9 protein-coding genes are annotated in these 12239 nt (G+C 70.1%); 4 read left to right on the top strand and 5 right to left on the bottom strand.

Annotation, left to right across the window (positions count from 1 at the left end; translation table 11 throughout):
* Nucleotides 1–120: 120 nt before the first annotated feature.
* Complete coding sequence (locus OG413_RS32995) at nucleotides 121–1461, bottom strand: serine hydrolase (protein WP_266811982.1); 1341 nt, start codon at nucleotides 1459–1461, stop codon at nucleotides 121–123.
* 19 nt (nucleotides 1462–1480) lie between these two features.
* Nucleotides 1481–3763, bottom strand: coding sequence for a DPP IV N-terminal domain-containing protein (locus tag OG413_RS32990; protein ID WP_266811981.1), 2283 nt, complete (start codon nucleotides 3761–3763; stop codon nucleotides 1481–1483).
* An 89-nt stretch (nucleotides 3764–3852) separates the two neighbouring features.
* Here OG413_RS32990 and OG413_RS32985 point away from each other — a divergent pair, with 89 nt between their 5' ends.
* The 3 genes from OG413_RS32985 (at nucleotide 3853) to OG413_RS32975 (ending at nucleotide 6524) form a co-directional block, all read left to right on the top strand.
* A complete protein-coding gene (locus tag OG413_RS32985; protein ID WP_266811980.1) occupies nucleotides 3853–4521 on the top strand; it encodes a TetR/AcrR family transcriptional regulator in 669 nt (222 codons plus the stop codon).
* 765 nt (nucleotides 4522–5286) lie between these two features.
* Entirely contained in the window at nucleotides 5287–5769 is a 483-nt protein-coding gene (locus tag OG413_RS32980; RefSeq protein WP_266811979.1) for a macro domain-containing protein, read from the top strand.
* A gap of 122 nt (nucleotides 5770–5891) precedes the next feature.
* A complete protein-coding gene (locus OG413_RS32975) occupies nucleotides 5892–6524 on the top strand; it encodes a TetR/AcrR family transcriptional regulator (RefSeq protein ID WP_266811977.1) in 633 nt (210 codons plus the stop codon).
* A 69-nt stretch (nucleotides 6525–6593) separates the two neighbouring features.
* On the opposite strand, the gene OG413_RS32970 is transcribed toward OG413_RS32975, so the two are convergent.
* The 3 genes from OG413_RS32970 to OG413_RS32960 all read right to left on the bottom strand — a co-directional run bounded on the left by OG413_RS32970 (nucleotide 6594) and on the right by OG413_RS32960 (nucleotide 10573).
* Nucleotides 6594–7502, bottom strand: a complete 909-nt coding sequence (locus OG413_RS32970; protein WP_266811975.1) for an oxygenase MpaB family protein — start codon at nucleotides 7500–7502, stop codon at nucleotides 6594–6596.
* A 250-nt stretch (nucleotides 7503–7752) separates the two neighbouring features.
* Nucleotides 7753–8790: a LacI family DNA-binding transcriptional regulator gene (locus tag OG413_RS32965; RefSeq protein WP_266811973.1), complete on the bottom strand. Its 1038-nt coding sequence runs from the start codon at nucleotides 8788–8790 to the stop codon at nucleotides 7753–7755.
* 205 nt (nucleotides 8791–8995) lie between these two features.
* Entirely contained in the window at nucleotides 8996–10573 is a 1578-nt protein-coding gene (locus tag OG413_RS32960) for a M1 family metallopeptidase (RefSeq protein WP_266811971.1), read from the bottom strand.
* Between the two features lie 239 nt (nucleotides 10574–10812).
* On the opposite strand from OG413_RS32960, the gene OG413_RS32955 reads away from it, so the two are divergent.
* Nucleotides 10813–12198 (top strand): M14 family metallocarboxypeptidase, encoded by a 1386-nt coding sequence (locus OG413_RS32955; RefSeq protein WP_266811969.1) that lies wholly within the window; start codon nucleotides 10813–10815, stop codon nucleotides 12196–12198.
* Nucleotides 12199–12239: the final 41 nt, after the last annotated feature.

Here is a 12239-nt window from a genome sequence, read left to right as displayed (position 1 = left end):
CTCGCGAATCGTCGGCCCGCCACAGTTCCCACCATCGCGTCCTGGCACATCCACCCGCGGCCCCCGGGGCGCCCCGAGCCGGAGGCCGCGTACTCCTATGACCTGCGGAACCTCCGGCCGTCAGGCGGTGCGGCGGGCGGCGAACGCGCCGTTGTGCAGCAGGGTGGCCTGCCCGTCGGCGCCGATGGTGAAGGCGATGTCCCAGGTGTGGTGGCTGGTGACGGCGTCGTCGGCGGGCAGGAAGCGGTGGTCGGCGATCGGCAGCAGCTCGGTGTGGATCTTCTCGGCGCCGGTGCTGTGGACGTCCAGCAGCAGGGTGCCGGCGGCCGCGGTGACCGCGTAGTGGACGCCGTGCGCGTCGTATGTCCCGGTGTACGCGGACACGTCGGTCTCCAGGCCGGGGCCGGGGACGGGCCGCTGCGGCTTCGCGACGCCGAGCCAGTCCCGGAACACCACGTCGAAGACCGCGTCGGCGAACGGGTAGCCCTGGTGCGGCGTGTTCACGGTCGTCGCCACCGCCACGTCGAGGGTCGGCACCCAGAGCAGGCAGGACGATCCGTTCGGGGTGGTGCCGCTGTGCCCGAAGACTTCCACGCCGTCCCAGACCTTGCGGTACGGGCCCACGCACCAGGAGTCGGCGAAGACCCGAGCCGGCACGTCCACCTGCGGTGACTCCATGGTGGCGACGGCGTCGGCGGACAGCAGGACGGTGGCGTCCTCGGCCAGGCCCCGGCGCAGGAAGAGGCTCCCGAAGCGGGCGAGGTCGCGGGCCGAGGTCGCCAGTGACGAGCCCGCCGGGCCGCACCCGCGGGCGAAGCACCACGGCCGGACCACGCCGTCGACGTGGCCCACCGCCACGCGATGGTAGGGCAGCTCCTCGAACAGGCTGACCGACTCGACGAGCCCGGCCGGGCGGAGCAGCCGGTCGCGCAGTGCCTCGTCCCAGCACTGACCGGTGAGCGCCTCGATCAGCAGCCCCGACACGTTCGTCGAGGCGTTGCTGTAGCCGTACGACGATCCCGGGGCGAAGGTGAGCGGGATGTCGGCGAGGAGACCGATGTAGCGGGCGACGGCGTCGTCGTTCCGGCCGGTGTCGGTGTACGGCCCGTTGTCCAGGCCGCTGGTCATCGACATCAGCTGGCGGGGGGTGATCTCGCGCCACTGCCTGCCGGCGGCGAGCGGCAGGCCCGGCAGATAGCGTGTGACGGGCACGTCGAGATCGACCAGGCCGGCGTCGGCCAGCTGCATCACCAGCGCGGCCGTGTAGACCTTGGTGGTGGAGCCGATCTGGAAGACGGTGTCGTCGGTGACCGGCGTGCCGAGCTCGGCGTTCGCGGTCCCGGACACCGCCTGCAGGAGCCCGTCGCCGCTGAAGACGGCGACCTGGGCGCCGGTGACGGCGTGTTGCTCGCGGCTGTGGTCGCAGAGGTCCTGGAGGGCGCGGGCAGAGAAGGTGGGCATGGGGAAGGTCCTTTCCGTGTCAGCTGAAGAGGGCTTCGAGCAGTTCCAGGGAGAGCGGGACGTCCGCCAGCCGATAGCCGGCCGGCGGCTCGCGGTGCATGAGGTGGCGCACCAGGTAGTCCCAGCGGCGGCGGGCGACGTAGCCGTTGCGGCCGAGGAAGCTGTGCTCGACGCCGGGGACTATCAGCAGGTCGAAGTCCTTGTTCGCAGCGATCAGCGCGTCGACCAGCCGCATGGTCAGATGCGGTGTCACGTTGTCGTCCATGTCGCCGTGGACGAGCAGTAGTTTGCCGGCCAGGTTCCCGGCCAGCTCGGTGTTGGACAGCCGGGCCCCGGCGTCCGGGTCGAACGGTCCGTCGTAGGTCTCGGCCCACAGCGCGTGGTAGTGGCGGTTGTCGTGGTTGCCGGCCTCGGCCACGCCGACCTTGTAGAAGTCGGGGAACGCCAGGAGGGCGCGGGCGGTGGTGAATCCCCCGCCGGAGATGCCGAAGATGCCGACCCGGTCCAGGTCCAGCCACGGACGCGTCTCCGCGAGTTGGCGCAGTGCCGCGACATGGTCTTCGAGCGCGCCCGCGCTGCCCATGTTGCGATGGGCGTGATCGTGGAAGGCTTTGTCCCGGCCGGGCGTTCCGCGGCCGTCGACGGCCAGCACCGCGAACCCCAGCGCCGCCACCGCCTCGGCGTCGTGGCCGTAGGCGCCCGGGTCGAAGGAGGCCGCCACCCGGTGGATCTGCGGGCCCGGGTAGGGGTGGTCGATCACCGGGTAGCGCTGCGCGGCGTCGAAGCCGTGGGGCTTGTAGAGGACGCCGTAGATCTCGGTGACGCCGTCGGCGGCCAGGGTCCTGACCCGCTCCGGCGGCGTCCAGCCGGCGGCCAGCAGCGGTGTGATGTCGGCCTGTTCCAGCTCGACCAGAACGGCACCGTGCCGGTCACGCACGGCGATCGTCGGCGGGGTGTCGACGGTCGACGCGGAGTCGATGAACCAGCGGCCGTGTTCCGGCGCGGTGATCACGTGGTCCAGATCGTCGTCGGTGAGCTTGGTGGTCCCGCCGCCGTCCAGGCCGACCCGGACCAGCGACCGTCGGTACGGGTCGGCCTGGACCAGTCCTGAGACGACGGCGTACGCGACCCGTTCCGCCTCGTCGACGTGCACGATCTCCTGCACCGCGAACGGCCCTCGGGTGAGCTGTTCGACCAGCGCCCCGTCCTTGTAGCGGTACAGGTGCCCCCAGCCGTCGCGCTGGGAGTACCACAGCGTCTCGCGGCCGCCGGCGAGTACGTGCACGATCGGCTTCTGGGCGATCTCCTGCGCGGCCTCCACCCGCGTGTCGCCGTGCTCCTCGACCAGGGTGCGCACCTCGCCGGTCGTCGGGTCGAGTGCGTGCAGCCGCAACGTCCGGAGGTCACGGGGCTGATCCAGGTAGTAGACGGCCGCGCTGTCCTCGGCCCACCACACCTTCTTCAGCGTGAAAGGTGACATGTAGGGCAGCAGGAACGGGTCGGTCCTGGCGGGTGTCGCGGTCCGGGACGCGACGTCGAAGACGATCCACTCGCCGCGGGCCACCGGCTCGCCGGGGACCGGGTAGTGGTAGCTGCGCAGGCGCGGTCGGCCGCCATCCGGCGGGACGGCTTCGACCAGGTGCGTCAGGGCGACATCGCTCTGGTCGGTGCGGTGGGTGAGGACGTGCGTCGAGTCCGGCGACCACAGCAGCGCCGGCGGCATGTCCGGAAGGCCGAGCTTGCCGAGCAGGTGCGTGGGGACCGCCGCGTCGGGTTGGCCCGCGTAGCTCCGATCCGCGGTGCCGTCGGCGGTGAGCGCGAATTCCTCGCCCGTCTCGGCCGAACGCACCCACAGGTCGTGGTCCCGGCGGAACGCCGCCCACTTCTTGTCCGGCGAGGCGATTTCCAGCGGTGAGGGTTTGGCGTGCTTCTCGTCCCGCGCGCACCGGTAGTCGGCCAGCCGGCAGGTCCAGCGCGCGTCGAACGCGTCGAACGCGACCGTCCCGTCCGCGAACTCGACCGCCCGGAACGGCAGCGCGTACGGCTGGACCGGCCGGCCGGCGGCAGACGCCAGCGCGGTGGCGAGCCGTTCGGGGTCGAACGCCGGCCCCCGGGTCCCGGCGGCGGGGTCGACCAGCACGAACTCGCCGCCCCGCTCGGTCTCGACCCGGTACCAGAACCTCTCGCCGTCGCCGATCCAGACGGCCTTCGCCTTGGCCCGCAGGGCGAGCCGGGATCGGTTGTGCAGCAGCAGCCGCTCAGCTCGGTCGTAGGCAATGGTGGGGAGTGCGTCCGCGGACATCCGGCCTCCTGGAATCGGTATCGATCCAGGAACAGTACAGCGTACGGTACAGTGATAGAACTGGTGTACCGAACGAATCAGGAACCCCAATGTCGTCGCCCAGGCACAAGACAGAGCCCGCTCGCGCACCCCGCGGCACCCTCAGCCCCGAGGCCATCGTCAACGCGGCGATCGAACTGATCGACCGCGACGGACTGGACGCGGTGACCATCCGCCGGCTCTCCGACCAACTGGGCGTCCGCCCGATGTCGCTCTACACGCACTTCCGCGACAAGGACGCCATCCTCCTCGCCGTCACCGCGGAGCTGCTGAGCCGATTCCAGTGGCCCGACCCCGGCCTCGACGACGTCGCATGGCTCCGGCAGGTGATGCACGCCTACTTCGAGCTGTTCATCACGCACCCGGCCATCCTGCAGATCAACGCCCCCTCCGACGGAGTCGGCGAGGTCGAAGCCCGCATGTCCGAGCAGGTCTATGCCCGCCTGGCGCGACTGGGGGTCGACCACCGGACGGCGATCGGCCTGCTGGCCACGCTGATCCGCTTCGTCCTCGGCTGCGCCACGCTCTACTCCGTCCGCCGGGCCTGGGACGAGGACCCGCAGCACTGGGAACGGGTCCGCCAACAGTGGGCCCGTCTCCCGGCCGAGGTGTACCCGGCGATGCACGCCACCACCGTCGACTTCCCGACCTTCACCCAGCGGGACGTCTTCGAGTTCGGCCTCGACGCCATCCTCGCCTCGCTCCCACGATCGCCCTGACGCCGGCGGCGATCATGAGCTGTCGGCCCGCACGGGAGGAACCCGGCGACGGGTGTCAGTTTCCGAAGCCGTCTCCGTCTGCATGAGGGACGTGGCAATTCGCGGTTGCGTGCAGGGAGCTGTGGAGTGTGTGGTACTCCGGACTCGTCCTTACCGCGAACATTTCGCTGCCTTGCCGTCGCAGGTCACATACGTGCTCTGACCGGCAGGAGCGGCGCGCAGAGGGGTGCGGGCATCTGCGCAGACGACTTCGGAAACCGACAGATCGGGTTCTGACGGGACAGCACTGTTCCATGAGGATGTTTTTCGGTTCGTGATCACTCGTTCGTGGCACTGGTAGCCGTCCAGGCTCGCGGGTGGGCATGTTTATGCGGAGGAAGAGGACTACTGGCCGCAATCGGGGACTGGCCGTCGACGTCCTGGGGGCTGATCATTGGCGTCGTGGTGCTGGGTGGTGGAGAAGGTCAACGGCACGTTGATGTCGCACCGGCGTCCGGCCCGCGAGTACGACCACCGGCCCCCCTCGGCGCGAGGGCGCCAGTTGCGCAACCCGGAAGCCGGATTACCCGGTTCAACAGCCAGCGTGCCACCGTGGCCGACGCAAACACGAACCACGCGGAGCGACAGAAGCGTCTCTTCCCTGGTCGGCCAACGTCGAAGGAAGTGGCCAACCACGTGAACAATCAAGGCCCCACCTGGGACGTCCCCAAGGCTTCTGGCCAACTGGCTTGGAAGGTCACAGGGGTGGTCCGTACGGTGGGTGACATGCTGGAGATCACGTATGTACGGGGGGACGCCACCGCTCCGCAGGGCAAGGGTGTCAAGCTGATCGCGCATGTCTGCAACGACCTGGGCGGCTGGGGCAAGGGCTTCGTCCTGGCGCTCTCGCGCCGCTGGCCCGAGCCGGAGAAGGAATACCGCCGCTGGCACCGGGAGCGCGCGGGGAACGACTTCGCCCTGGGCGCCGTGCAGTTCGTCCAGGTCGGTCCGTACACCTGGGTGGCGAACATGATCGGGCAGCGGGGGATGCGGACCGGCAGCAAGGGGGTGCCCGTGCGGTACGAGGCGGTGGACGCGGCTCTGGCCCCCGTGGCCGGACGGGCGGCGGAGCTGGGTGCCTCGGTCCATATGCCGCGGATCGGCTGCGGTCTGGCGGGCGGCAAGTGGTCCAGGATCGAGCCACTGATCGGACAACGGCTCGTCGGCAGGGGCATACCCGTGACGGTGTACGACTACGGCTCGGACTGACCTCGCGGCGGAGCCGTCCGGAAGGCTGCCTGAACGGGGGAGAGTTACGGGGGGACGGATCATGTCGCTCTGTCCCGGCATGGCTATGGTGGAGTCGAACCGTAGGGACGGGGGGAGGGCTCATGCCGACGCGGAACACCAACGAGGCGCTGCTCGCGGGGGCGCTCACGCAGACCCCGCAGTCCGACGCGCTCAGCGAACAGATCCTCGACGCGGCGCGCGAGCAGTTCATCACGTTCGGGCTGCGCCGGTCGACCGTGGACGATGTCGCCAAACGGGCCAAGGTCTCGCGTGTGACCGTCTACCGGCGGATCGGCAACAAGGACGGCCTCGTCTCGGCCTGTCTGCTGCGTGAGTACCGGCGCTTCCTGGTGGAGGTGGACGACGCGGTCGCCATGCTGCCCACCATCGAGGACCGGATGGTCGAGGGGTTCGTCGCCGTCCTCAGGCACATCCGCGAACACCCGCTCGTCGGCGGACTGCTGCGGCTCGAACCGGAGATCATGCTTCCGTTCCTCACCCTGGAGAGCGGTCCGGCCTTCCTCGCCATGCGTGGATATCTGGCCGACCGGCTGCGCGAGGCGCGACGGGCCGAAGGCAGACCGGAGAGTGATCCGACACCCGTCGCCGAGCTGATGGTGCGGATCACCGTCTCGTTCCTGCTCAACCCGGTCAGCTGTTTCGCGCTGGACGACGACGAGCAGGTCCGGTCCTTCGCGCGCCGCTACTTCGTGCCGCTGCTCGCCGCCGGTTAGCCGGTTCGCCGTCGGTGTCCGGGGCGCGGCCGGGAGTCCGGCGCGGGCGTCCCCGGCCCGGACGGGTGCTCATGACGGTTCCCTCGCCGGGGGCGCCGCCGCCGGGACCTCGTCGGGCAGGGGCTCCAGGGGGCGGTTCCGGGCCCAGTGCGGACCGAGATCGTCCAGCCGCCAGCCGAACGGGTACGAGCGGGGCTGCGGGCGTGAGGGCAGCCACCGGGGCCGGGCCGGCAGCAGCCGCACCAGCCGCGACCGTGCCCTCAGGGCACCCGCGGCCGCCGACCGGACCGGGAGCGGCTGCACCCGGAAGCCCAGCGCCCGTAACAGCGGCTCGTCCAGCAGCGCGAGCGAGAAGCGTGCGGTCAGCGGGCGCACCGGGCGCGGATACCAACTCGCCATCGTCCGGAACGTGGCGTTCGCGACCCGCCGGTTCGCCGGGTCGTACGCGAACATCCGCTCCTCGTAGGCATCGAGGAGCAGCTCGAAGCCCTCGTAGGTGGCGGGGGCTCCCTCGATGCCCATCATGGCCGCCGTCTTCCGCGCGACCTGGGTCAGCGCCTCGACCTCCTGGGTGCACAGGGGCCGCCAGCCGAACCGGTCGATCCAGCGCTTCGGTCCCACGACCGTCGTGGCCAGCACATAGAGAAAGTCCTCGTTCGGAATGCGGTACTTGCCGTGGATCCGGTTCAGATGGCGGGCTGCGGCCCGGCCGCGCGCCGAGTCGAAGCCGTCCGCGGACATCTCGTACCCGATCAGGACGGTGTCGTCGTAGCGCTTCTGTCCGGACCGCTCGAACTCCTGGGTGCGGTCGAGGAGTGCGGAGATCCGGGGGACCCCGAAGTCACGGAGGAACGCGATGCTCACGCCCTGCCGGTAGTCCCAGGGGAACTCGTACTGCGTGATCAGCCGGAGGATCTCGGCATAGTCGCGGCTGGGATCCATCCGGCGGATCTCGCGGAGACGGCTGTAGCGGCCCATGGTGCACCCTCCTGTGCGAGCGGTGACGATGATCTTCCGGAGCAACTCCCGTGACAGCGCCCGACTTTGACGGCATGTTCGCTCCACGGGAGTCAATGTTACAAAGACTATCGACTTGTTTCATGAGTCGCGTCAACACTGCTGACACATATTCCAGGAAGAGGTGGGGCGGGCGTCGGCGGGCATCCCACCGGCCCGCATCCCGGGAGGCGGGCGAGCGGGTGGGGGAGGAGAAGGGAGCGGAGGGGGATCAGGCCGAGGCGCGGTGGATCAGCACGGTCGGGGTGATCACGGACTCGGCCCCGTCGCCCGTGGAGCCGCTCAGCCGTTGCATCAGCATCCGTACCATCAACCGGCCCATTCCTTCCACGTCCTGACGGACCGTCGTCAGAGGCGGCTCCGTGGCCTCCGCGACGGACGTCATGTCGTCGAAGCCCACCAGGGCCACGTCCTCGGGCACCCGCCTGCCGTGCTCGCGCAGCACCCGCAGGGCTCCGGAGGCCATCAGGTCGTTGGAGACGAAGACGGCGTCCAGGCCGGGGTGGCGCTCCAGCAGCTCCGTCATGGCCCGTGCGCCGCCCTCGGCGGTGAAGTCGGCGTCCACGATCAGGCCGGGGTCGCCGTCGGGCAGTACATCGAGGTAGCCGTCGACGCGGTCCAGCGCAGAGGTCTGGTCGCGCGGTCCGGCGATGTGCGCGATCCGCCGCCGGCCGAGCGAGACCAGATGGCGCACGGCCTCGCGCGCACCGCCCCGGTTGTCGCAGTCGACATAGGGCACCGCCGGTCCGGAACCCGCCCCGGGGCGGCCGCCGTACACCGTGGGGACATGGAACCGGCGGATGATCGCGGGTAGTTCGTCGTCGGTGTGCAGCGAGAACGCCAGCACGCCATCGACATGGCCACCGGCGAGATAGCGCGTGACCCGGTCGAAGTCACCGCTTCCCTCCACGAGGAGAAGGACCAACTGGGCATCGTGCAGCTTCAGTTCGCGGCTGATGCCGCGTATCTGCCGGGAGAAGAACGGATCGGAGAAGATGCGGAACTCGGGCTCGTCGATGATCACGGCGACCGCCTCGTTGCGCCGGGTGACCAGCGTCCGCGCGGCGTGGTTCGGTATGTAACCGAGCTCCTCGACGGCCTTGCGCACCTGATCCACCAGCGGCTGCCGCACCCCGGCACCACCGTTGACCACCCGGGAGGCCGTCGCCCGGGAGACTCCCGCGCGGGCCGCCACCGCCTCCAGGGTGGGGCGGGCGTCACGCAGGGCATCGGGGCTCGGACCGGACAAGGGACGCTCCTCGTACGCACGGGAATCCGGCCGGGAACAGCCGGGGACTGGCGGAACTGCACGAACACCGCCAGCCTATCCGCCGCCCCTCGCGGGGTGCCGGGCCGCCGACCTTCGCCGGGAGCGGACTGCCGCCCCTCGCCGGAAGCCGGGGCGCCGCCGCCATCGGGTGACGGCGGCGGCGCCCGGAGCGTACCGGTGAGGGTCAGCGGTGGTCGTGGACGGTGTTCGTCGCCGCGATCTTCTTCCAGGAGGCGGGCCGCTCAGGGCTCGCCACCTCACGAGCGGCCCCATGAGCGGCCCCATGAGCGGCCCCGTGAGCGGCCTTGCGCGCGGCCTCCCGCGCGGCCGGTGCCTGGGGCCGTGCGCCTGCCGGGGTGTCGGCCGCCGCCGGGAACTTCGGCCGTGACGGCTGGTACAGCCAGGTGTCGAAGAAGGCGGCGAGCGGCTTGCCCGAGACCCGCTCCGCGAACCGTACGAAGTCGCCCACGCTCGCGTTGCCGTAGGCGTGCTCGGCCGGCCAGCCCTTCAGCAGCTTGAAGAACGTCTTGTCGCCGACCTTGTTGCGCAGTGCCTGGAGCGCCAGCGCGCCCCGGTCGTAGACGGCCCCGGCGAACTGGTTGTCCGGGCCCGGATCGCCCGGCTTCACCGTCCAGAAGGTGTCGTCGGCCGGGTGCTGGGCGTAGGTGTAGTCGGCCAGTTCCTGCGCCGTGCCCTCGCCCTCCTTCTCCGACCACAGCCACTGGCTGTAGCGGGCGAAGCCCTCGTTGATCCAGATGTCCTTCCAGCCTTCGACCGACACACTGTCGCCGTACCACTGGTGTGCCAGCTCATGCACGACGACCGAGACATTGGCGCCGTTCGCGAACTGCTTCGGGCTGTAGAACGGTCGCGTCTGGGTCTCCAGGGCGAACCCACTGGTCACATTGGGTACGTAGCCGCCGAGCGCGTTGAACGGATACGGCCCGAACACCTCGGTCAGCCACTCGGCGACCTCGCCCGTACGCTCGACGCTGGCGCGCGCGGCACCGTCGTTGTCGCCGAGGTCCTTGCTGTACGCGTTCAGGACCGGAAGACCGTCCGCCGTCTTGTCCGTCGTGATGTCGAACTTGCCGATCGCGAGCGTCGTCAGATAGCTCGCCTGCGGCTTGTTCGAACGCCAGTTGAAGCGGGTCCAGCCGAGCTTCGAGCTCTGCGACTGGAGGACCCCGTTGCTGATCGCCTGGGTGCCGTCCGGTACGGACACCGACACGTCGTACGTCGCCTTGTCCAGCGGGTGGTCGTTGCTCGGGAACCACCACACCGCCGAGTCCGGCTCCTGCGCGGCGACGCCGCCGTCCGGGGTGCGGGCCCAGGCGGTCCATCCGTTGACCTTCAGCTCGGAGGGCTTTCCGGCGTAGCGGACGACCACCGAGACCGACCTGCCCTTGGTGAGGGCGGCCGACGGGGTGATCTCCAGTTCCTGCTCCCCGGTCTTCGTGAAGCGCGCCTTCTTGCCGTTCACACGAACCTCGGAGACGGCGAGTCCGAAGTCGAGATTGAAGCGGGACAACTGCTGCGTGGGGGTGGCGACCAGCGTCGCCGTGCCCTCCAGCAGATCGGTCGCGGGCTGATACTTCAGCCGCAGGTCGTAGTGGGACACGTCGTAGCCACCGTTTCCGCTGGCCGGGTAGTAGGGGTCGCCGATACCCGGGGCGCCCACGGTGCCTTCGGCGGCAGATGCCGGGATCGCCAGCACGAGGGTGGCCGCGAGTGCGCTGGGGACGATGAGTCTGCGGTGCACGAATGCTCCAAGTCGTCGGGACGGATGATCTTCCGACCGGTCGTTGGTGAGACTAATCAGCCGAGACTACTTTTGACCGGCTCATGGCCATTTCTGTCACACGATCGCCATCCGGCTGTCACGGTGGCCAGGTGATCGCCCCCTGTTGCACAGGAGTTTGCCGGGGTACCTTCCGCACACGCCGACAGGCCGGCGGGCACCCCCGTGCCCGTCCTTCGTATCCCGGGAGGCAGTCGCTGATGACCCCTCGCATCGCCCGAGCTCTCCGCGTCCTCACCCGTCGCACGGCCCGCCTGCCGGGCGACGGGCGACGGACGCGCACACCGGGGCTTCCTCGCCGCCGTCGCACGGCCCTGCGCCAAGTGGCGCTGGCGGCCTCGGTCGCCGCGCTCGCCGTACCGTTCGCCACCGTCCCCGCCGAGGCCGCGCACCGTCCGCCCCGTACCGGCTTCGAGCTCAGCGACGGGGCCCGCTGGACCGGGCAGCCTCAGGAGCAGTCCTTCCTCGCCGCCGTCGACCGGGGCAGCGACCGGGTCTCCGTCGACCGGATCGGCACGACCAAGCAGGACCGGCCGCTCCAGCTCGTCCGTATCGGTGGTCACCGCCCCACGGCGAACACGATGCTGCTGATCTGCAGTCAGCACGGCAACGAACCCTCCGGCCGCGAGGCGTGTCTGTCCACGGTCCGCGATCTCGCCTTCGCCGAGGACCGGGCGACCCGTGCCTTCCTGTCCCGCACAACGGTGCTGGTCCTGCCGACGGCCAACCCCGACGGGCGCGCCGCCAACACCCGGGGCAACTCGGACGGCGTCGACATCAACCGTGACCACATCGCTCTGCGGACCGCCGAGGGCCGCGCCATGGCCGCGGTGATCCGTGACCAACGGCCCGACGTCATCTACGACTTGCACGAGTACGGTGCGACACCTCCGTACTACGACAAGGACCTCTTCGTCCTGTGGCCCCGCAACCTCAACGTCGACGACGGGGTGCACGACGCCTCGCAGACCCTCTCCGACCGCTATGTCAGGCCCGCGGCGACAGCGGCCGGGTACAGCAGCGGCCTGTACGGCATCTGGACGGACCCGGTCACCGGTGATCCCATCAAGCAGACGGCAGGCGACGGCCAGGAGCGGATCCTGCGCAACACCTCGGGCATCAAGCACGCGGTCGGGCTGCTCATCGAGTCCCGGGTCGACGCGCTCTCCGACGCGGAGAAGGCCGACCACGCGCTCAATCAGCGGCGCCGGGTCCAGTCGCAGCAGGCGGCGCTCGACGGCCTGTTCACCTTCACCGGTGAACAGCGCGGCCGGATCGAAGCCGCCACCACCGCCTCGCGCCTCGCGGGGTTCAGCGACCGCGGTCCCATCCACCTCGGCGGCGCCGACAACGACCCGGCGGAACCGGACGAGGTGCTCCAGGATCCGCCGTGCGGCTACCGGCTCGACGCCGCCCAGTACGCCGATGTGAAGGACGAACTGGCCCTGCACGGTGTCACCTCCCGGCGCGACGGTGACGGAGCGTACGTCCCCCTGCGGCAGTCGGCGCGCGACCTGGTTCCCCTGCTGCTGGACGAGCGTGCGACATATCACCTCACAAACGGTCAAGCCGATACCGCTTGTTGATCCCCTGAGTTGTGCGGCCGGTGTGGTACTGCCTACGGAGA

The organism is Streptomyces sp. NBC_01433 (assembly GCF_026340105.1).
Taxonomy (GTDB): domain Bacteria; phylum Actinomycetota; class Actinomycetes; order Streptomycetales; family Streptomycetaceae; genus Streptomyces.
This window is presented reverse-complemented; position numbering and strand designations above follow the sequence as displayed.

Coding starts and splice junctions, on each gene's coding strand:
- OG413_RS32995 (WP_266811982.1), bottom strand. CDS start 1,461: ATGCCCACCTTCTCTGCCCGCGCCCTCCAGGACCTCTGCGACCACAGC.
- OG413_RS32990 (WP_266811981.1), bottom strand. CDS start 3,763: ATGTCCGCGGACGCACTCCCCACCATTGCCTACGACCGAGCTGAGCGG.
- OG413_RS32985 (WP_266811980.1), top strand. CDS start 3,853: ATGTCGTCGCCCAGGCACAAGACAGAGCCCGCTCGCGCACCCCGCGGC.
- OG413_RS32970 (WP_266811975.1), bottom strand. CDS start 7,502: ATGGGCCGCTACAGCCGTCTCCGCGAGATCCGCCGGATGGATCCCAGC.
- OG413_RS32980 (WP_266811979.1), top strand. CDS start 5,287: ATGCTGGAGATCACGTATGTACGGGGGGACGCCACCGCTCCGCAGGGC.
- OG413_RS32955 (WP_266811969.1), top strand. CDS start 10,813: ATGACCCCTCGCATCGCCCGAGCTCTCCGCGTCCTCACCCGTCGCACG.
- OG413_RS32975 (WP_266811977.1), top strand. CDS start 5,892: ATGCCGACGCGGAACACCAACGAGGCGCTGCTCGCGGGGGCGCTCACG.